Genomic DNA, 18,179 nt, shown 5'->3' on the forward strand with positions numbered 1-18,179 from the left:
CTCGGCGCTGCCGACTGACGCCGGATAGAAGATCTCGCCGACACGGTCCCACATGAACGACACCGAGCCGGTTTCCCCCATCGCCCCGCCGGCCTTGGTGAAGGCGGCGCGCACATTCGACGCCGAGCGATTGCGGTTGTCAGTCAGCGCCTCGACGATGAGCGCGACGCCACCGGGTCCGTAGCCTTCGTAGCGCACGGCTTCGTAAGTCTCGGCGTCGCCCATCGATGCCTTGTTGATGGCGCGCTGGATATTGTCTTTCGGCATCGACACCGCCTTGGCATTCTGCACGGCCAAGCGCAGGCGCGGGTTCATCGACGGATCCGGCGTGCCGCTCTTGGCGGCGACGGTTATTTCGCGCGCCAGCTTGGAAAACATTTTCGACCGCACCGCGTCCTGGCGGCCCTTGCGGTGCATAATGTTCTTGAACTGTGAATGGCCAGCCATGGCACCCCTGTCGTCTTCTTGGCAGAGCATCCTGCAGCGAGGTGTCACCTCGCCTTTTGCCAAAATGCTCGAATTCAAAATTTCAGAACGTCCCTGGTGCGTCCGGATGGACGTACGGCGCTCTATCTCGGAATGGCCGGCTTATAGATAAATCGGCTCAATTCGTCCAGCCGCGCCGTAAGCGCGGTGCGCAAAGCGCCCGCCAGCTGCATTCCTGCGGCCATTCATTCTTCTAGATCGGATTTCAGCCGGTCGAGAATGCTGATCGCGTGCGTGGCGTATTGGCTGATCCAGCGGTCGTGGATCTGCTTGATCGGCAGCGCGTTGAGATGGTTCCAGCGTTCGCGGCCCTCGCGCCGCGCCACGACTAGGTCGGCTTCTTCCAGCACTTTCAGATGCAGCATGACGGTGCAGCGGTCCATGTCTGGAAAGGCATCGCACAGCATGCCGGTGGTCCGCGGCGCGTCCTTCAGCTCGTCCAGCAGCGCACGCCGGCGCGGATGCGCCAGCGCCTTGAAAACATTGTCGTCCTGCGCTTTGCTTGACATGTTATATTTTTATAACATAATATCGGCCTGATCAAGGAAGGAGCTGTGGATATGTCTCTTGGATTCAGAGTTTCGGGCCGCATCGGCAAACCGGTCGCCGAGGTCTTCGACGCAGTCGTCAATCCGACCAAGCTCAGCGGCTATTTCACCACGATCGGCGGCGCCAGCGCGCCGCTGGTGGCAGGCGCCGGCGTCGTCTGGTGGGGCAAGGTCCCGGTCGAGGTCGACCAGGTGGAAAAAGACAGCCGCATCGTGCTGCGCTGGGACGCCACCGACGCCGACGGCAAGCCGGCTTACAAGACGCGCATCGAGATGAATTTCGAGCCGCTGGATGATGGCGGCACCTTCGTCACCATCGCCGAGAACGGCTGGCACGAGGACGCGGTCGGCCTGAAGAAATCCTATCTCAATTGCGAGGGTTGGTCGCAGATGCTGGCCTGCATGAAGGCCTATGTCGAATACGGCATCAACCTGCGCGACGGCTACTACCGCAGCGAGATGAAGGGTGAACCGGCCAGCGAAGACAATATCTGAGAAGACTGAGGAAAGAATGCCTGCGAAAATCACCGGCGGCATCAACATCGCCATGAAAGTGCCGCCACACCAGTACCAGGACACGATCGCCTTCTACCGGGACGTCGTCGGCCTGAAGCCGTTCGCGGCCAAGGCGCCGGCTATCGGCTTCGAACTCGGCCCCAATCGCCTATGGATCGACGAAGCGCCGATGCTGAGCCAGGCGGAGATCTGGCTGGAGTTGTTCACCGACGATTTTCCGGCCGCAGCCGATCATCTCGCCAAGGCCGGTATCGTGCGCTGCGACGCCATTGAGGCGCTGGGTGAGGGTTTTCGTGGCGGTTGGATCACCAATCCGGCCAACATCGTTCACATGGTGCGCGAACCCGACGCCTGGTGACGGAGGCCTGTTCGGAAAGGAGGACGATATGGAAATCCGTGAGACACCGACCGCCGAAGCCGGCATGCTGATCCGGCGGCCGGTCGCAGAAATGTTCGAAGCCATCGTCGATCCGGCGATCACGACGAAATTCTGGTTCACTCATGGCAGCGGCAGGCTGGACAGCGGCAAGGAGGTTCGCTGGGAATGGCGCATGTACGGCGTCTCGACGCCGGTCACGGTCAGCGAATTCGTCAGGAACGAAAAGATCGTCATGCAATGGAGCGATCCGCCGACCACGGTGGTCTGGACCTTTACCGAGATGCCCGGCGGCACGACCTTCGTCGAAGTTCGCAATTTCGGCTTTGCCGGCAGTGCCGACGAGCAGGTCAAGCAGGCGATCGGCTCGACCGGTGGCTTCGCGTTGGTGCTCGCCGGCGCCAAGGCGTGGCTGGAGCAAGGCCTGACGCTTGGCCTGATCGGCGACCGTCACCCGAAAGGCGTGCCTGCGAGTTAAAACGCACCGGCGTCCCTAAGCGCCCGATCTCAGTGCCCGCCAGCCTTTGCCTTCCTCCGGCGTCGCGCCAGCATGTTGAGACCCTCGACAAGGGCGGAAAAACCCATGGCGGCGTAGATGTAGCCCTTGGGCACATGGAAGCCCATGCCGTCGGCGATCAGCGTCATGCCGATCATCAGAAGGAAGCTGAGCGCCAGCATGACGATGCTGGGGTTCTTGGCGATGAAGTCGGCGAGCGGCCCGGCCGCCAGCATCATCACGGTGACCGCCACGATGACGGCGATGTACATGATGGCAATCTCGTCGGTCATGCCGACCGCGGTGATGATCGAATCGATCGAGAAGACGAGGTCGAGCAGCAGGATCTGGAAAATCGCGCCGGCCAGTGAAAGCTGCAGCGTCTGGCCCATCATCGTGTCCTGATGATCCTCGAGATCGACCGTGTGGTGGATCTCCTTGGTCGCCTTCCAGACGAGGAACAGGCCGCCAGCGATCAGGATCAGGTCGCGCCAGGAAAAACCATGGCCGAAAGCGGTGAATACCGGCGCCGTCAACTGGACGATGATCGAGATGGTGGCAAGCAGTACCAGCCGCATGATCAGCGCGGCAGAAATGCCGAGCCGCCGGGCGCGGGCCCTTTGTGCCTCCGGCAATTTGTTGGTGAGGATCGAGATGAAGATCAGATTGTCGATGCCGAGCACGACCTCCAGCACGATCAGCGTCAGCAACGCGACCCACGCGGTCGGATCGGAGACAAAGGCGAAATGTGGCGCCAGGAATTCGATGAGCTGCATGGAGGTCGTCCCCTCTTTACGATCTGAAGCAGGCGTAGCCGGCAGTTAGGTATTACATCGCTTATATCAATGTCATGACCAGAAGGATGGTGCGGTTTCCTCCAGCCGCGGCCCGCGGCGAAACGGCGCAATCCGCTCGGTCAGGCCGCTGCGATCCGAAATGTCGACGCCGACGCCGCACAATGTCGCCGGGCCGGTCGCCGCCTCGAAGCGCCCTTTCGGCACCTTTGACAGAAACCGGTTGAGCGGCTCCTCCTTATCCATGCCAAGCGAGGAATCATAGTCGCCGCACATGCCGGCGTCGGAGATATAGCCGGTGCCGCCATTGAGGATATGGTGGTCGCCGGTCGGCTGGTGCGTGTGGGTGCCGACGACGAGACTGGCACGGCCGTCGACGAAATGCGCAAAGCACATTTTTTCAGACGTCGCCTCGGCATGGAAATCGATGACCACCGCGTCGGCCTGCTCGCCGAGCGGACAGGCGGCAAGCTCGCGCTCACCTGCCTGAAACGGGTCGTCGAGTTCGGGATGCATGAACACCCGGCCCATGATGTTGGTGACCAGAACGCGCGCGCCATTCCTGGCGATGTAGACGCCGGAGCCGCGGCCCGGCGCGCCCTTGGGGAAATTGGACGGACGCAGGAAGCGCTCCTCGCGCGGCGCGAAAACCAGCGCGTCGCGCTGGTCCCAGACATGATTGCCGGTGGTGACGACATCGGCGCCCGCCGAGATCGTCTCGCGAAAGATCTCTTCGGTGATGCCGAAGCCGCCGGCGGCGTTCTCACCATTGACGATGACGAAGTCGAGTTTGAAATCTGAGATCAGGCCGGGCAGTTGTTCCCACACTGCCGTGCGCCCGGTCTTGCCGACCATATCGCCGAGGAAGAGAAGTCTCATCTAAACATGATCCCGAACCAAAGGTCAGCGAAGCACAAAAGCTGCATGACTTTCGGAAAAGACCATGCGTCCAGGAACTTATCTACAATTTCGGCGCGAACTGGCGCAACCCGTTCTCGGTGAGTATTTCCGGGATGACCATGTCGTGCGGCTCGTCCGGCACCAGCGCCACCTCCTGGCAGTCGAAAGCAATCCCGATCAGCCGGGGCGGCTGCCCCTTGTCGACCAGCCGCGCGATCGCGCGGTCGTAATAACCGGCGCCGTAGCCGATGCGGTGGCCGCGCGCGTCGAAAGCCGCGAGCGGCACCAGCATCACCTGGGGATCAAGCACCTCGGCCTCCTCATGCGGCCCGACGGTGCCGAACCCCATATCGACCATCGGCGCCCCACGCACCAGTTCGCGAAAGACGATGGTGGTCTTGTCGAGAATGGCAGGCAGGCAAAGCCGTGCCCCGTTTTCGCGCAAGGCAAACATCAGCGGCCGGACGTCGACTTCCGAGCGCATCGGCCAGAAGCCGGAGACGATCTGGCCAGGCTCTATCGCAATGCTGTCCCGCGCCGTCTCGGCCATTTCGAGCGCTGCCTCCACACGCCAGAACGGATCGAGCGCGTCGCGGCGTCCGAGTGCTTCCTTGCGGAGATGTCTTTTCAGTTCTTTTGGAGAAGTCATGGGGCCAAGGTAGAAAAGGTCGGATCTGATTGGAGTTTTAGGAGCGACGTTTTCCACCGCATGATCCACCGAATTTGAGTGGATCTTTTGCGTCGAGTGACGATCCACACAACCGGTGGAGAGAGCGATCCCGGGAACCTACAAAGTAGGTGGGCGCCGTATGAGAAAACCCACGGGTCTTCCCAGGGACAGCTCCCTAGGGATCATTAAGGCCCCGGGGAAAATGTTCTCCTGCCGGGAAGCGCAGACCGTCACAACCAATATAGGCTGGCGATCGGCCAAGCGCCAGAGAGACGGCCATGCTCCGCGGCTTAATTCGTCACAAAGACCCGCCTGGGAGCTGCGCGGCATGAGGTTTCACCGTGCCCTCGCTGCTGCGCCTTGCACAGGCTGGACCGTCTCCTTACGGTTGCTATGAAAAACCGAGGAGCAAGAATGCGTTTCGAAGGCACGGCGGCCTATGTCGCCGACAAGGACCTGATGGTGGCGGTCAATGCGGCAATCGCGCTGGAGCGGCCATTGCTGGTCAAGGGCGAGCCCGGCACCGGCAAGACCGAGCTGGCGAGGCAAGTGGCGGCAGCGCTCGGCCTCGAGCTGATCGAATGGCACGTCAAGTCGACGACAAGGGCGCAGCAGGGCCTCTACGAGTATGACGCTGTCTCGCGGCTGCGCGACAGCCAGCTCGGCGACGAGCGCTTCAACGACATCAGGAATTATATCAAGCGCGGCAAGCTGTGGGATGCCTTCGCAACGGCCAATAAGGTGGTGCTTCTGATCGACGAGATCGACAAGGCCGATATCGAGTTCCCCAACGATTTGTTGCAGGAACTCGATAGGATGGAGTTCTTCGTCTACGAGACTGGCGAAACGATCCGCGCCGAAGTCAGGCCGATCGTCATCATCACCTCCAACAACGAGAAGGAACTGCCGGACGCCTTCCTGCGTCGCTGCTTCTTCCACTATATCCGCTTTCCCGACGTCGACACGCTGCATAGGATCGTCGACGTGCACTATCCCGGCATCAAGCAGAACCTGGTGCGTGCCGCGCTCACCCAGTTCTACGAGATCCGCGACGTGCCGGGCCTGAAGAAGAAGCCGTCGACCTCCGAGGCATTGGACTGGATCAGGCTCTTGGTCGCCGACGACATCGCGCCTGAGGATTTGCGCGCCGACCCGAAGAACGCGCTGCCGAAATTGCATGGTGCGCTTTTGAAGAACGAACAGGACGTGCATCTGTTCGAGCGACTGGCCTTCATGGCGAGACGGCAGGGGTGAGAGGCGGTCATCCTGGGCCGCAGGAACTCGGCCTCTGACGCCGAGCTGGGAGGCCGTCGCTACGAGCGGGCTTCGCCTGCGCTGTGAGCAGTATGATGGCCTCTTGCCTCCTGCAGCGCGACATTTTTGGGGCCGAAGATGAAGAAGCTGATGACGGCAAGAGCAAGAACGCCGATCCCGCTATAGAGCATGACCCAGCCAAAACCGTTGACCAAAGCGGCATGCGCGATGGCGCCGGACGGATCGAGTGTCGCGAGCTTGGGCGAGTATTGCGACAGGCCATCGAGATTTCCGGCGGCGATCTTCTCCGCCAGCGCGCGCAGTTCATTGGGATCCAAGGCCGTGCCCAATGCGTCGCGCAGATAAGAAACGATCCCCTGCGTCAACAGCAAGCCCAGCACCGCGATATTGATGGCGAGCGTGATCAAGCGCGCGCTGATATCGATGCCCGAAGCCATGCCGGCACGATCCGGCGACACTGAGCCGGTCGTGGTGTTGGTGGTTGGCGAATTGGTCAGGCCGATGCCGATGCCGGCAATCAGCGTGCCGGGCAGCATGGTCAGCCAGTTGGCTCCGTCGAGCCCGGAACCTATCCACATGGCGATGAAACCGATCCCCAATGTCAGCAACCCGAGCGGGATTGCCACCCGCGCCTGATAGCGGGCGCGCAAGCGCTCGGCGATCGAGGACATCAGCATCAGGGGAAGCGTGTAGACGAGCAGCAACAGGCCGGTCGTGGTGCTGTCGTAGCCGAGCACTCCCGAAAAATAGATCGGCAGATAGATGATGAACGGCCAGTAGCTGAAATTCATGCCAATGCCGCCCATGATCGCTCCCGAAAATTGGCGGATGCGGAACACCGAGAAATCGAACATCGGATAGGGGTTGATCTTTTCGGCAACAAGGAACGCGATGAAAGCCAGCACGGCCGCGCTTGCCACGCCGATGCGGGCGCCAGAGCCGAGATCAGCCCCTTGCGTGATCAGATAGGAGAGGCCGAACACCGCAAACGAGAGCGTGAGGATACCGGCCCGGTCAAGCTTCTGGGCGTTTCGATCGAATGATTCGGTGACACCGGCACCGATGAAGACCAAGGCAAGGATGGCGAGTGGCACATGGATGAGGAACACCCACTGCCAGCTCGACAGCGTTACGATCAATCCGCCAATGGCGGGACCAAAACCAAGCCCGATGCCCGAGACGACACTCCAGGCTACGAAGGCCTTGCCGCGTTGACTGCCGTCTTGGAACTGGTGGGACAGCACCGCCACACTGCAAGTGAACATCGCGCCCCCCGCAAGGCCTTGCAGGAAGCGCGCGACAATCAGAAGTGGAGCGCTCGGTGCGAGGCCGCATAGCAGAGAGGCGAAGCCGAAGGCGACGGTGGTGATCACCATCACGCGTTTGCGGCCGAAACGGTCGGCCAATGTCCCCGTCGCCATCAACACAGTGGTGCAGGCAATGGTGTAGGCGTTCATGATCCATTGCAGATCCTTGAAGTCGGCGGCGAGCACGCTTTCCAGTTTCGGAAGGATCACCGGCACACTGGAGATTTCAAGGCCGAACAGCAACGAGGCAAGGCAGGCGCCCGCGAGCGCAACGGTGTTTCGGTCAATTTGAAACGTCATATCGATCACTTTCCATCGGAGCATTCAAAAGGGGCTGCGAGCGGCGCCCTTAAACTGTGGCCGACATGACATAGACGAGGCTTGACTATGAAAAAAGGCTATGCGTTTCTATTTCAGAAATGACAAAATGGAATGATCGCGATGACCAGCCTTGATGTCGACGCCGTGCGCACCTTCGTCATGGTGGCCGACCTGCAGAGCTTCACCCGGGCGGCTGCCGCGATGGGGAGCACCCAGGCGACGATCAGCGTCAAGCTGCGCCGGCTCGAAGAAAAGCTCGGCGCGCGTTTGATCGAACGGACCCCGCGCCGTGTGGCTCTATCCGCAAGGGGAGCGGTCTTCCTTCCCGCGGCCCGTGAATTCCTTGCCGCCCATGAACGCGCCGTCGCGGAGTTTTCCGCAGCGCCGTGTCGGCTTGCTCTCGGCTTTGTCGATCATGTCGCGGGGCCTAAGCTTTCCACACTGATAGCCCAGCTTCATGCCCATGATCCGTCGCTCGCGCTCAACATAAGGATCGACACCAGCTCCATGCTGGAAGGAGCTTTCGATCGCGGCGAGCTCGACGCTGTGATCGTGCACCAGGAAGATGACATCCGACGCGGCGAAGCCTTGTCGCGCACCCACTATGGCTGGTTCGCGGCCCCTGCCTTCGAATGGCGGCCCGGAACGCCATTGCGCCTGGCTCTTTTAAGCACCGTATGCAACTGCCCGGACCGCCTGAGGGCGGTCGAGGCGCTGGATAGGGCAGGCATCGCCTGGAGTGAGGCTTTCGTGGGCGGTGGCGGCGCGGCCGTCAACATCGCGGTATCGGCCGGCTTCGCCATTTCCGCCCTCGCCCACCGTGTCGTTCCCCCCGGCTTGGTCGACGTGGGCCGCAAACTCGGCTTGCCGCCAATTCCATCTTCGGAGATCGTTTTGCACTCGCACGCTTTGGCGCCGCGGGCACGAGAGGCGCTGCGCATGCTCGCGACCGCTTTTCGCGAGTATAATTTGCCGGCGGGATAGGCAAAGATATTCGTGATGCCGATTCTATTGGGATGGATCGGGTTGCAGACCTTAGAGGGAAATGAAATGACCGAGATCACCGTCCGCCCACTTGCACAATCCGACCATGCCGACTGGCAGCGTCTGTGGACCGCCTACCTCACCTTTTACGAAACCAAGCTGCCGGAGGACGTCTACGCCCTCACCTGGAAGCGCCTGTTCACGGCAAGCGAGTTCGAGCCGAAAGGTTTCATCGCCACCCTCGACGGCAAGGCGGTCGGCTTGACGCACTATCTCTACCATCGCTCCTGCTGGTCCCAGGTAAACAACTGCTATCTCCAGGACCTGTTCGCCGACCCGGATGTGCGCGGCAAGGGCGTCGGCGCCGCCCTGATCGAGGCGGTGAAGCAGGAAGCCGGCAAGATCGGCGTCAAGAACGTCTACTGGATGACCCACGAGACCAACACCACCGCGCGCAAGCTCTACGACTACGTGGCGCGGCGCACGGGCTTCATCGAGTATGATTTGATGTGATGGCTGCCGACGATTGAAATAACTGCTCTTGCGCAATATATTGCGCATGATCAGGACTGCCCGTGCCACTGATCGAGACCAACACACGCAAGATCGTCACGAGGCTTTTACGCGATGGCTGGGTGAACGTAGGCGGCGGCAAGCATGAGAAGTATGAGCATCCGGAGAGGCCGGAGATCATGATCATCGTGCCGCGGCATCGCGAACAATCTCTGGGTGTCGCGCGGTCGATCGCCCGGCTTGCTGGATGGATTTAGGGACGAATCATGATGCACTATGTCGGAATTCTTGACGGCGCAGATGATGTCTGGGGGGTGCGGGTGCCCGATCTTCCCGGGTGTCACGGCGGTGGCGCAAGTCCCGAGGAGGCGATAGCCGATGCGACTTCCGCCGTTCGCGAATGGGCCGAGGCACGAATGGCGAAGCACTTGCTCTTGCCCGCCGCGCGCACGGTGGCAGATCTGCTCCGACTGGGCGAAATCGATAGCGCTGCCGGCGAATCTGCCGTGATGATCCCCGTGCTGATCGATTCCGGCCGGCCTGTCCGGGCCAATCTGTCGCTCGACGCAGGCCTTTTGGCGGCAATCGATGCCGAAGCGAGCCGACGCGGCCTCACGCGTTCCGCTTTCATCGCCAGCGCCGCACGGGAGAAGATTGAAGATCACAGATAAAGTCGTACGATGTTCATTCCCTTCTTCCTCGAACTGAAGGCAGCGCGTGTTCCGGTCTCGCTTCGGGAATATCTGTCGCTGCTGGAAGGGCTGGAGGCGGGGCTGGTCGACTATGACGTCGAGGGTTTTTACTATCTCGCCCGCTCGGCACTGGTGAAGGACGAGCGCCACATCGACCGTTTCGACCAAGTCTTTTCGCATATCTTCAAGGGGGTCGAAGCGCTGGCTGGCGAAAACGCGGTCGACGTCGAGAACATTCCGGAGGAATGGCTGCGGCGGCTTGCCGAAAAGCACCTGACCGATGAAGAAAAAAAGCTGATCGAGGCGATGGGTGGTTTCGAAAAGCTGATGGAAACGCTGAAAAAACGGCTTGAGGAACAGAAGGGCCGGCATCAGGGCGGCTCGAAATGGATCGGCACCGGCGGGACATCGCCCTTCGGGGCCTATGGCTACAATCCCGAAGGCGTTCGCATCGGCCAGCATGAGAGCCGCAACCGCCGCGCGGTGAAAGTCTGGGACAAGCGCGAATTCAGGAATTTCGACGATGCCGTCGAGCTCGGCACCCGCAATATAAAGATCGCGCTGAAGCGCTTGCGCCGCTGGGTGCGCGAAGGCGCCGAGGAGGAGTTCGACCTGCCCGGCACCATCCACGCCACGGCCGAACATGGCTATCTCGACGTGCAAACACGGCCCGAGCGGCGCAATGCCGTGAAGCTGCTGATGTTCTTCGATGTCGGCGGCTCGATGGACGACCACATCAAAAGCGTCGAAGAGCTGTTTTCGGCTGCCCGCGCCGAATTCCGCCAGCTCGAATACTTTTACTTCCACAACTGCCTTTACGAAGGCGTTTGGAAGGACAATCGCCGCCGCCATGCGGAGGTGATCCCGACCTTCGACCTCCTCCACAAATACGGCCCGGACTACAAGGTGATCGTCGTCGGCGATGCCTCGATGAGCCCCTATGAGATCGCGCATCCCGGCGGCTCGGTCGAGCATTGGAATCCGGAAGCCGGCGTCGTCTGGCTCAACCGCCTGCTGCAGCAATGGCCAAACGCGGTATGGCTCAACCCGGAAAATGAGAAACACTGGGGCTATACTCATTCGATCGCCATGATCCGCGATATCTTCGGCGGCCGCATGTTTCCGCTGACGCTCGCCGGGCTCGAAGCCGCGACGAAACAGCTTTCAAGGAAGCACTGAGTGGATTTTCGGAACGCAAGACAGGAAGGCCGATGACCTGTTTCCTTTGCCTGCAGTGTGGCGTCCAATTCGCGGCAACAGCCGCGCCGCCGGACCATTGCCCGATCTGCGAGGACGAGCGGCAATATGTGCGCTGGGAGGGCCAGGCCTGGATCACGCCGGAGGAACTCGCTGCCGGGCATCGGATCGTGATGAAAGACGACGCCGGCGTGCTCGCCTTCGGCATCGAGCCGCGCTTCGCCATCGGTCAGCGGGCGCTGCTGGCGCAAACGCCGCACGGCAATGTGCTGTGGGACTGCATCTCGATGGTCAATGACGAGGCCGTGGCCGAAATCAACCGACGGGGCGGCCTGACCGCGATCGCCATTTCGCACTGCCATTATTATTCGGCAATGGTCGAGTGGAGCGAAGCGTTTGGCGGCGTGCCGATCTACCTGCACGCCGATGATCGCAAGTGGATCATGCGGCCGCATCCGGCTGTTATCAGTTGGGAAGGCGAGACGCGCGCCCTAAACCCCTCGCTGACACTTATCCGTTGCGGCGGCCACTTTTCCGGCGGCCAGGTGCTGCACTGGAAGCGCGACGGCGGCGACGCCATCCTGGCCGGCGACATCTTGCAGGTGACGCCTACGCGCCGCCATGTCAGCTTCATGTACAGCTACCCGAACTACATCCCGCTCAATGCGGCGAAAGTGCTCGGCATCAAGGCCGCGCTGGAGCCTTTCGCGTTCGACCATATCTATGGCGCATGGTGGAACCAGAACGTCCTCGGAGACGCAAAGGCGGCATTTGCAGCGTCGGTTGCGCGGTATCTCGCGGCGATCGCCTGAGGAATTCTTCGCGGCATCGAAAATATGGGCAAACGCCGTAACGAATGCCTATTTTAGGCGAACTTGGGAAGGCAACCCAAACAGCGGCATGAGCTAAGAGGCAAAAAGATGGATAGCCATACCTACCCAGTCACCCGTACCGATGCCGAATGGCGCGCGCGCCTGTCGCCAGAGCAATATGCGGTGATGCGCAACCACGGCACCGAGCGGCCAGGCAGTTGCGCCTTGCTCCACGAGAAGCGCGCCGGCACCTTTTCCTGTGTCGGCTGCGACCAGCCCTTGTTCGAGTCCAAGCTGAAATTCGAGAGCGGCACCGGCTGGCCGAGCTTCAACGACCCGGTGCCCGGTTCGGTCGAGACGACCGTCGACCGCAGCTACGGCATGGTCCGCACAGAATGCCACTGCGCTCGCTGCGGCAGCCATCTCGGCCACGTCTTCGAGGACGGTCCGCCCCCGACCGGCCTGCGCTATTGCATCAATGGCGTCGCGCTGAAATTCGAGCCGGCTGCCTGACTGGAATTCGACGTTGGCAGCACTGTCCTGTCAGACCACCACCACCAGTATCAGCCACAGCACAGCCCCCAGCGTCATCAGCGAAGCCTTGATGCTGGGGGATTTCTCGGCGGTCCGCCACACCGCAAAAGTCAGAAAGAAGTTGTACGGCACCGGCGCGAAATGCACCGCCAGAACGAGAGCGAGCGGCAGCTTTAGCCCGAGCAAGATCAGCGCCAGCACCGACACTGCGATGTTGATCGCCGTGCCGACAAGGACAAGATCGCGCCAGAACAGCCGATCGAGCGGGGCCGTGCCTTGCCAGCGCGAGCGGAAGAAGCCCAGAGCGCGGCTTGCCTCACCGCCTTCGCCTTCGAAGGGAGCACTCATAGGCGCGGCCTTCTCTCTTTCGACAGCCGCAGAAATGTCGAACGCAGCAAGCCTGTCAACGCAAGTCGATCATCGGCACGCAAGCATATGATTTGACAGATTGTCATCAAACGGTCGTGAAACCTTTCTACGTCGCCCTTGCCGGCATCTTGGCAGAGATAAATTGCCGGAATCTGCCGCCCCCATCATCCAGTCGCCTGCCAAGGAGGTCTTCAGATGAGCGATAATGTCTACAACGTGCTGTTTCTTTGCAACGCCAATTCAGCGCGCTCCATCATGGGAGAAGCCATCCTCAATCGGCTCGGTGCCGGCAGGTTCAAGGCCTTTTCCGCCGGCTCGCAGCCGAAGGGCAAGGTCAATCCCTACGCACTGCAGCTGCTCGAAAGCCTCAACTACGATACGAGCTTCGCCCGTTCGAAAGGCTGGGACGAGTTTGCCGAACCCGACGCGCCGGAAATGAACTTCATCTTCACGCTTTGCGACAGCACCGCGAATGAATCATGTCCGATCTGGCCGGGTCATCCGATGACCGCGCTCTGGTCGATACCGGACCCAGCCAAGGCAGACGGCACCGAGGCCGAGCTGCACCTTGCCTTTGCCGATGCCTATCGCATGCTCAACAACCGCATCTCGCTGTTCACCAATCTGCCGATGGATGCGCTCGACCATCTGGCGCTGCAACACCATCTCGAACAGATCGGCCGCGACACGCCGAAGCCGAACTAGCTCAAGCGGCTGCGACGCGAATTCACGAACCGGCTTCGCCACCCTCGCCCAGAACCCCGGCAACGGCGCGCTCGAAACGCGATGCTTCCGTCACCAGCCAGTCGGCCATGGCGGGCCAATTGTCCTCGGCAAAGCAGTTCACCCGCCACAGCGAATTGATGCCGAGGCCCTCGCAACTCTGTTCCGGCCTGAGCTTCAACCTGTCTTCGATCGCCGGCTGGAACGGCTTCAACCGCGACCAGGCTTCCGTGGCACCGAACTTCTCGTTGCGGCCGAAGAAGACGCCGACATGGTTCTGCGCCGGCGCGACATACATGGAAAGGACCAACGCGAAGTCGGGCAGCCCGCGCTGCCAGAACCAGGGTCCGCGCCGCGCCATCAGCGCCCTTTCTTCCGGATGCCGTTCCGCGAACAGCGTCCAGAAGCCGCGTTGGCGGAATTCAGAGGCGCGGCGGACGCCAAAGTCGAATTCGCTCATGCTTCGACCCATTGAGGGTGCCGCAACCGGCGCCCAGGGCTGTTACCAGCCTTACACCATGCCGAGCGCGGCTTTGTAGAGGTCGAGGATGGTTTCCTCCTCCTGCCGCTCGGCCTGGTCCTTCTTGCGCAGACGGATGATCGACCGCATCGCCTTGGTGTCGAAGCCGGTGCCCTTGGCCTCGGCGAACACTTCCTTGATGTCGTCGGCGATCGTCTTCTTCTCTTCTTCGAGCCGCTCGATGCGCTCGATGAAGGCACGCAGCTGGCCGGCGGCAACAGTCTGGCTGGTCTCGGTGATGTCGTCGGCCATTTTTTTCTCCGCGTCGTTTTCCATGCCGCGACTCAGGAACGTGTCGCGGCGAATTTGCAGCGGTTCGATGCCCGACCGGGGGCGACCGGTCAAGCTGTTATCGATGCGGCATGAAGGGTTAGGCACACCCCAAGGTGTGTTGAGATTCAGGTCAGGCCGAGCCGAAAACGGTGGCTGCCGAGAACCGGAGCGGAGCGTACTTAAGTACGTGAGCACCGGAAGCGCAGGCAGCTGGCGTTTGCAGGCCGGCATCACCTGAATATCAACGCACCTTACCCGAATGCGATCAGCAGATCCTTGGCGTCGATCTGGTCGCCGGCCTTCACCAGCACTTCGGCGATTGTGCCGTCACGCTCGGCATGCAATGCCGTCTCCATCTTCATCGCCTCGATCGACAGCAGCACGTCGCCGGCCTTGACCGCCTGGCCGGCGGCGACGGCAAGTGCCGAGACCACGCCCGGCATCGGCGCGCCGACATGCGCCTCGTTACCCGGCTCGGCCTTGCGCCGCGCCTTGGCGGCGGAAGCACCATGCGCGCGATCCGGCACTTTGATCCGGCGCGGCTGGCCGTTGAGCTCGAAGAACACGGTGACCATGCCTTTCTCGTCGACATCGCCGATGGCCAGGCAGCGCACCACCAGAGTCTTGCCTTTCTCGATGTCGACAAAGATCTCGTCTTCCGGCTTCATGCCGTAGAAATAGGTCGGCGTCGGCAGCACGCTGACCGGCCCGTAGGTTTCCTGGGCTGCGGCAAAGTCGGAAAAAACCTTCGGGTACATCAGCCACGAGGCGAATTCGAATTCGCTAAGCTTGCGCTCGAGCTTCTCCTCGATCTCCTTGCGGCTGGCCTTGAGATTGGCTGCTTTCAACAGCGAGCCAGGTCGCACAGTGATCGGCTTACCGCCCTTCAGCACCTTCTTCTGCAGCGCCTCCGGCCAGCCGCCGGGCGACTGGCCGAGATCGCCGCGCAGCATCGACACGACCGAATCCGGGAAGGCGATATCCCTGGCTGGATTTTCGACATCGGCGACCGTCAGGTCCTGACTTACCATCATCAGCGCCATGTCGCCGACAACCTTGGACGACGGCGTCACCTTGACGATGTCACCGAACATCAGATTGACGTCGTGATAGGTCTGCGCCACTTCGTGCCAGCGCGTCTCCAGCCCGAGCGAGCGCGCCTGTTCCTTGAGATTGGTGAATTGCCCGCCTGGCATTTCGTGCAGGTAGACTTCCGAGGCCGGCCCCTTCAGGTCGCTCTCGAAGGCTGCATACTGGTTGCGCACCGCCTCCCAGTAGAACGAGATGTTCCTAATCCATTGCGGGTCGAGGCCCGGATCTCGCTCGGTGCCCTTCAGCGCCTCGACGATCGAGCCCAGGCAAGGCTGCGAGGTGTTGCCCGATAAGGAGTCCATCGCCGCGTCAATGGCGTCGACACCGCTGTCCACCGCCGCCAGCACCGTCGCCGCCGACAGGCCTGACGTGTCGTGCGTGTGGAAGTGGATCGGCAGATCGGTCGCCTCGCGCAGCGCCTTGAACAGTGCGCGCGCCGCCGTCGGCTTCAAGAGCCCGGCCATGTCCTTGACCGCGATGATATGGGCGCCGGCCGCCTGCAACTCCCTGGTCAGCGCGACATAGTATTTGAGGTCGTATTTGGCTCGCGCCGGGTCGAGTATGTCGCCGGTGTAGCAGATCGCCGCTTCGATCAGCTTGCCCTCGGCGCCGACCGCGTCCATGGCGACACGCATGTTGTCGACCCAGTTCAAACAGTCGAAGACGCGGAACAGGTCGATGCCGCCGGCGGCGGCCTGTTTGACGAAATGCTGGACCACATTGTCGGGATAGTTGGTGTAGCCGACGCCGTTGGCGCCGCGCAAAAGCATTTGCAGCAACAAATTGGGCGCTGCCTCGCGCACCAGCGACAGCCGCTCCCACGGGTCTTCGGTGAGGAAGCGCATGGCGACGTCGAACGTCGCCCCGCCCCAGCATTCGAGCGACAAAAGCTGCGGCAGCGCGCGCGCATAGGTGCCGGCAATGCCGGCGATGTCATAGGTGCGCACGCGCGTCGCGAGCAAGGATTGGTGCCCGTCGCGCATCGTCGTGTCGGTAACCAGCACCTCTTTCTGCGCGCGCATCCAGGCCGCGAATTTCTCCGGCCCAAGCGCGTCGAGCTTCTGCTTGCTGCCATCAGGCACATTGCCATTGAGGTAGGGCACCATGGGTGCCGCCGCGTCGGCCTTCGGCTGCGGCCGGCCGCGCGTCTCGGGATGGCCGTTGACGCTGACATCGGCCAGATAATTGAGCAGCTTGGTCGCGCGGTCCTGCCGCTTCACGCTCGCGAACAGCTCCGGCGTCGTGTCGATGAACTTGGTCGTGTAGGAATTGTCGGCGAAACTCGGGTGATTGATGATCGCCTCGAGGAAGGTGAGATTGGTCGCCACGCCGCGAATACGGAACTCGCGCAGAGCCCGGTTCATGCGGGCGATGGTCTCGGCCGGCGTCGGTGCCCAAGCAGTCACCTTCTCCAGCAGCGGGTCATAAAAACGGGTGATGACCGCGCCCGAATAGGCGGTGCCGCCGTCGAGGCGGATGCCGAAACCGGTGGCGCCGCGATAGGCGGTGATGCGGCCATAGTCGGGAATGAAATTGTGCTCGGGATCTTCCGTGGTGATGCGGCACTGCAGCGCGTGGCCGTTGAGCCTGATATCCTTCTGCGCTGGCACGCCCGATTCCGGCGTACCGATGGCGAAACCATCGAGGATGTGAATCTGCGCCTTGACGATGTCGATGCCGGTCACCTGCTCGGTGACGGTGTGCTCCACCTGGATACGCGGATTGACCTCGATGAAGTAGAATTTGCCGGTGTCGGCATCCTGCAGGAACTCGACGGTGCCGGCCCCGACATAGCTCGTCTCGCGGGCGATCTTCAGCGCGTAATCGCAAAGCTCTTCGCGCAGCGACATTTCGAGGTACGGCGCCGGCGCGCGCTCGACCACCTTCTGGTTGCGGCGCTGGATGGAACAATCGCGCTCGAACAGGTGCACGGCATTGCCGTGTGTGTCGCCCAGCACCTGCACCTCGACATGGCGGGCGCGCTCGATCAGCTTTTCCAGATAGACCTCCTCCTTGCCGAAGGCGGCTTTCGCTTCGCGCTTGCCCTCCGTCACTTCGCGGGCGAGGTCGGTTTCCGAGCGGATGGCGCGCATGCCGCGGCCGCCGCCGCCCCACGATGCCTTCAGCATCACCGGATAGCCGATCGTTTTGGCGAGCGTCTTCACCGCCTCCATGTCGTCCGGCAACGGTTCGGTGGCGGGAATTACCGGCACGCCAACCTCGATCGCCAGGTTGCGCGCGGCGACCTTGTTGCCGAGCCTGCGCATCGTATCCGGCTTGGGTCCAATGAAAATGATGCCGGCCTTGGCGCAGGCTTCGGCGAACTCGGGGCTTTCCGACAACAGCCCGTAGCCCGGATGGATGGCATCGGCGCCCGAAAGCCTGGCGACGCGGATCACCTCCTCGATCGACAGATAGCTTTCGATCGGTCCCATATCCCTGGTCAGATGCGGCCCGCGCCCGACCTGGTAGCTTTCGTCGGCCTTGAAGCGGTGCAGCGAGTATTTGTCCTCCTCGGCCCAGATCGCCACGGTTTTGAGGCCGAGCTCGTTGGCCGCGCGGAAGACGCGGATGGCGATTTCGGACCGGTTGGCGACAAGGATTTTCGTGATTGCCAAGGACAAGGCTCCGGACGCTGACGGGAAGGAAACTGGCGCCATGATTAACGCGAAAATGCTGCAGCGCAAACAAAATCGGGCGGCGATTAAACCGATTTAAATCGATTCTTTTTGCTCTGAGCGCCGCGTGTTTCCCTCGAATGCGCAAAGGACGCTTTAACAA

General features: G+C 61.6%; 22 protein-coding genes and 1 other RNA gene. 12 read left to right on the forward strand and 11 right to left on the reverse strand.

All coding sequences use genetic code 11. The annotated features are described in order from the left end of the window. Window positions 1-447: YebC/PmpR family DNA-binding transcriptional regulator (locus tag EOC93_RS21945; protein WP_206532260.1), on the reverse strand; the 447-nt coding region annotated here is incomplete at its 3' end. Between the two features lie 224 nt (window positions 448-671). Beyond that, window positions 672-995: a metalloregulator ArsR/SmtB family transcription factor gene (locus EOC93_RS21950; RefSeq protein WP_095487445.1), complete on the reverse strand. Its 324-nt coding sequence runs from the start codon at window positions 993-995 to the stop codon at window positions 672-674. Window positions 996-1,046: 51 nt separating this feature from the next. Between EOC93_RS21950 and EOC93_RS21955 the strand changes: the two genes are divergently transcribed. Genes EOC93_RS21955 through EOC93_RS21965 form a run of 3 tightly spaced genes read left to right on the forward strand, consistent with a single transcriptional unit; the run spans window position 1,047 to window position 2,404 of the window. After that, the gene (locus tag EOC93_RS21955; RefSeq protein ID WP_127205679.1) at window positions 1,047-1,529 is read left to right on the forward strand and encodes an SRPBCC domain-containing protein; all 483 of its coding nucleotides are present in this window, start codon (window positions 1,047-1,049) and stop codon (window positions 1,527-1,529) included. Window positions 1,530-1,545: 16 nt separating this feature from the next. Next, complete coding sequence (locus EOC93_RS21960; protein ID WP_127205680.1) at window positions 1,546-1,908, forward strand: hypothetical protein; 363 nt, start codon at window positions 1,546-1,548, stop codon at window positions 1,906-1,908. Between the two features lie 28 nt (window positions 1,909-1,936). Further along, on the forward strand, window positions 1,937-2,404 hold the full coding sequence (locus EOC93_RS21965) for an SRPBCC family protein (RefSeq protein WP_127205681.1): 468 nt from the start codon (window positions 1,937-1,939) through the stop codon (window positions 2,402-2,404). 29 nt (window positions 2,405-2,433) lie between these two features. Here EOC93_RS21965 and EOC93_RS21970 read toward each other — a convergent pair whose 3' ends face one another. From EOC93_RS21970 to ssrS, 4 genes are all read right to left on the reverse strand, one after another. Further along, window positions 2,434-3,198 (reverse strand): TerC family protein, encoded by a 765-nt coding sequence (locus tag EOC93_RS21970; protein ID WP_095487453.1) that lies wholly within the window; start codon window positions 3,196-3,198, stop codon window positions 2,434-2,436. Between the two features lie 72 nt (window positions 3,199-3,270). Then, window positions 3,271-4,095 (reverse strand): YmdB family metallophosphoesterase, encoded by an 825-nt coding sequence (locus EOC93_RS21975; protein ID WP_127205682.1) that lies wholly within the window; start codon window positions 4,093-4,095, stop codon window positions 3,271-3,273. Window positions 4,096-4,177: 82 nt separating this feature from the next. Next, window positions 4,178-4,765, reverse strand: a complete 588-nt coding sequence (locus EOC93_RS21980; protein WP_126104513.1) for a 5-formyltetrahydrofolate cyclo-ligase — start codon at window positions 4,763-4,765, stop codon at window positions 4,178-4,180. 97 nt (window positions 4,766-4,862) lie between these two features. Next, a non-coding RNA gene (gene ssrS / locus EOC93_RS21985) (6S RNA) lies at window positions 4,863-5,018 on the reverse strand. Window positions 5,019-5,200: 182 nt separating this feature from the next. Between ssrS and EOC93_RS21990 the strand changes: the two genes are divergently transcribed. Then, entirely contained in the window at window positions 5,201-6,040 is an 840-nt protein-coding gene (locus EOC93_RS21990; protein WP_127205683.1) for a MoxR family ATPase, read from the forward strand. A 59-nt stretch (window positions 6,041-6,099) separates the two neighbouring features. Here the strand turns inward: EOC93_RS21990 and EOC93_RS21995 are convergent, their stop codons facing one another. Then, window positions 6,100-7,668 (reverse strand): MFS transporter, encoded by a 1,569-nt coding sequence (locus EOC93_RS21995; protein WP_127205684.1) that lies wholly within the window; start codon window positions 7,666-7,668, stop codon window positions 6,100-6,102. Window positions 7,669-7,809: 141 nt separating this feature from the next. Between EOC93_RS21995 and EOC93_RS22000 the strand changes: the two genes are divergently transcribed. The 7 genes from EOC93_RS22000 to msrB all read left to right on the forward strand — a co-directional run bounded on the left by EOC93_RS22000 (window position 7,810) and on the right by msrB (window position 12,400). Beyond that, window positions 7,810-8,673: a LysR family transcriptional regulator gene (locus tag EOC93_RS22000; RefSeq protein ID WP_127205685.1), complete on the forward strand. Its 864-nt coding sequence runs from the start codon at window positions 7,810-7,812 to the stop codon at window positions 8,671-8,673. 66 nt (window positions 8,674-8,739) lie between these two features. Then, a complete protein-coding gene (locus EOC93_RS22005; protein WP_127205686.1) occupies window positions 8,740-9,186 on the forward strand; it encodes a GNAT family N-acetyltransferase in 447 nt (148 codons plus the stop codon). A 62-nt stretch (window positions 9,187-9,248) separates the two neighbouring features. Further along, a complete protein-coding gene (locus EOC93_RS22010; protein WP_126104508.1) occupies window positions 9,249-9,443 on the forward strand; it encodes a type II toxin-antitoxin system HicA family toxin in 195 nt (64 codons plus the stop codon). Between the two features lie 9 nt (window positions 9,444-9,452). Beyond that, on the forward strand, window positions 9,453-9,857 hold the full coding sequence (locus EOC93_RS22015) for a type II toxin-antitoxin system HicB family antitoxin (RefSeq protein WP_206532261.1): 405 nt from the start codon (window positions 9,453-9,455) through the stop codon (window positions 9,855-9,857). Window positions 9,858-9,866: 9 nt separating this feature from the next. Next, entirely contained in the window at window positions 9,867-11,057 is a 1,191-nt protein-coding gene (locus tag EOC93_RS22020; protein WP_127205687.1) for a VWA domain-containing protein, read from the forward strand. A 32-nt stretch (window positions 11,058-11,089) separates the two neighbouring features. Further along, window positions 11,090-11,887, forward strand: a complete 798-nt coding sequence (locus EOC93_RS22025) for an MBL fold metallo-hydrolase (RefSeq protein WP_127205688.1) — start codon at window positions 11,090-11,092, stop codon at window positions 11,885-11,887. 108 nt (window positions 11,888-11,995) lie between these two features. Next, window positions 11,996-12,400, forward strand: a complete 405-nt coding sequence (msrB, locus tag EOC93_RS22030) for a peptide-methionine (R)-S-oxide reductase MsrB (protein WP_095487465.1) — start codon at window positions 11,996-11,998, stop codon at window positions 12,398-12,400. Window positions 12,401-12,430: 30 nt separating this feature from the next. Here the strand turns inward: msrB and EOC93_RS22035 are convergent, their stop codons facing one another. Beyond that, window positions 12,431-12,769: a hypothetical protein gene (locus EOC93_RS22035; protein ID WP_126104504.1), complete on the reverse strand. Its 339-nt coding sequence runs from the start codon at window positions 12,767-12,769 to the stop codon at window positions 12,431-12,433. A 216-nt stretch (window positions 12,770-12,985) separates the two neighbouring features. Here EOC93_RS22035 and EOC93_RS22040 point away from each other — a divergent pair, with 216 nt between their 5' ends. Further along, entirely contained in the window at window positions 12,986-13,495 is a 510-nt protein-coding gene (locus tag EOC93_RS22040; protein ID WP_127205689.1) for an arsenate reductase ArsC, read from the forward strand. A gap of 22 nt (window positions 13,496-13,517) precedes the next feature. On the opposite strand, the gene EOC93_RS22045 is transcribed toward EOC93_RS22040, so the two are convergent. The 3 genes from EOC93_RS22045 to pyc all read right to left on the reverse strand — a co-directional run bounded on the left by EOC93_RS22045 (window position 13,518) and on the right by pyc (window position 18,016). Next, window positions 13,518-13,973 carry a hypothetical protein gene (locus EOC93_RS22045; RefSeq protein WP_127205690.1) on the reverse strand — a complete coding sequence of 152 codons (456 nt, stop codon included), beginning with the start codon at window positions 13,971-13,973 and terminating at the stop codon, window positions 13,518-13,520. Between the two features lie 51 nt (window positions 13,974-14,024). Further along, window positions 14,025-14,285, reverse strand: a complete 261-nt coding sequence (locus tag EOC93_RS22050) for a DUF2312 domain-containing protein (protein WP_023800031.1) — start codon at window positions 14,283-14,285, stop codon at window positions 14,025-14,027. 272 nt (window positions 14,286-14,557) lie between these two features. Then, window positions 14,558-18,016 carry a pyruvate carboxylase gene (gene pyc / locus EOC93_RS22055; RefSeq protein WP_127205691.1) on the reverse strand — a complete coding sequence of 1,153 codons (3,459 nt, stop codon included), beginning with the start codon at window positions 18,014-18,016 and terminating at the stop codon, window positions 14,558-14,560. Window positions 18,017-18,179: the final 163 nt, after the last annotated feature.

The sequence above is a fragment of the Mesorhizobium sp. M6A.T.Ce.TU.002.03.1.1 genome, from assembly GCF_003997275.1.
Lineage (GTDB): Bacteria > Pseudomonadota > Alphaproteobacteria > Rhizobiales > Rhizobiaceae > Mesorhizobium > Mesorhizobium mediterraneum.

What these genes read in the sequence shown, in the direction of transcription:
- EOC93_RS21950 (WP_095487445.1), bottom strand. Translation starts at nt 995, where the DNA reads ATGTCAAGCAAAGCGCAGGACGACAATGTTTTCAAGGCGCTGGCGCAT.
- EOC93_RS21955 (WP_127205679.1), top strand. Translation starts at nt 1,047, where the DNA reads ATGTCTCTTGGATTCAGAGTTTCGGGCCGCATCGGCAAACCGGTCGCC.
- EOC93_RS21960 (WP_127205680.1), top strand. Translation starts at nt 1,546, where the DNA reads ATGCCTGCGAAAATCACCGGCGGCATCAACATCGCCATGAAAGTGCCG.
- EOC93_RS21965 (WP_127205681.1), top strand. Translation starts at nt 1,937, where the DNA reads ATGGAAATCCGTGAGACACCGACCGCCGAAGCCGGCATGCTGATCCGG.
- EOC93_RS21970 (WP_095487453.1), bottom strand. Translation starts at nt 3,198, where the DNA reads ATGCAGCTCATCGAATTCCTGGCGCCACATTTCGCCTTTGTCTCCGAT.
- EOC93_RS21975 (WP_127205682.1), bottom strand. Translation starts at nt 4,095, where the DNA reads ATGAGACTTCTCTTCCTCGGCGATATGGTCGGCAAGACCGGGCGCACG.
- EOC93_RS21980 (WP_126104513.1), bottom strand. Translation starts at nt 4,765, where the DNA reads ATGACTTCTCCAAAAGAACTGAAAAGACATCTCCGCAAGGAAGCACTC.
- EOC93_RS21990 (WP_127205683.1), top strand. Translation starts at nt 5,201, where the DNA reads ATGCGTTTCGAAGGCACGGCGGCCTATGTCGCCGACAAGGACCTGATG.
- EOC93_RS21995 (WP_127205684.1), bottom strand. Translation starts at nt 7,668, where the DNA reads ATGACGTTTCAAATTGACCGAAACACCGTTGCGCTCGCGGGCGCCTGC.
- EOC93_RS22000 (WP_127205685.1), top strand. Translation starts at nt 7,810, where the DNA reads ATGACCAGCCTTGATGTCGACGCCGTGCGCACCTTCGTCATGGTGGCC.
- EOC93_RS22005 (WP_127205686.1), top strand. Translation starts at nt 8,740, where the DNA reads ATGACCGAGATCACCGTCCGCCCACTTGCACAATCCGACCATGCCGAC.
- EOC93_RS22015 (WP_206532261.1), top strand. Translation starts at nt 9,453, where the DNA reads ATGATGCACTATGTCGGAATTCTTGACGGCGCAGATGATGTCTGGGGG.
- EOC93_RS22020 (WP_127205687.1), top strand. Translation starts at nt 9,867, where the DNA reads ATGTTCATTCCCTTCTTCCTCGAACTGAAGGCAGCGCGTGTTCCGGTC.
- EOC93_RS22025 (WP_127205688.1), top strand. Translation starts at nt 11,090, where the DNA reads ATGACCTGTTTCCTTTGCCTGCAGTGTGGCGTCCAATTCGCGGCAACA.
- msrB (WP_095487465.1), top strand. Translation starts at nt 11,996, where the DNA reads ATGGATAGCCATACCTACCCAGTCACCCGTACCGATGCCGAATGGCGC.
- EOC93_RS22035 (WP_126104504.1), bottom strand. Translation starts at nt 12,769, where the DNA reads ATGAGTGCTCCCTTCGAAGGCGAAGGCGGTGAGGCAAGCCGCGCTCTG.
- EOC93_RS22040 (WP_127205689.1), top strand. Translation starts at nt 12,986, where the DNA reads ATGAGCGATAATGTCTACAACGTGCTGTTTCTTTGCAACGCCAATTCA.
- EOC93_RS22045 (WP_127205690.1), bottom strand. Translation starts at nt 13,973, where the DNA reads ATGAGCGAATTCGACTTTGGCGTCCGCCGCGCCTCTGAATTCCGCCAA.
- EOC93_RS22050 (WP_023800031.1), bottom strand. Translation starts at nt 14,285, where the DNA reads ATGGCCGACGACATCACCGAGACCAGCCAGACTGTTGCCGCCGGCCAG.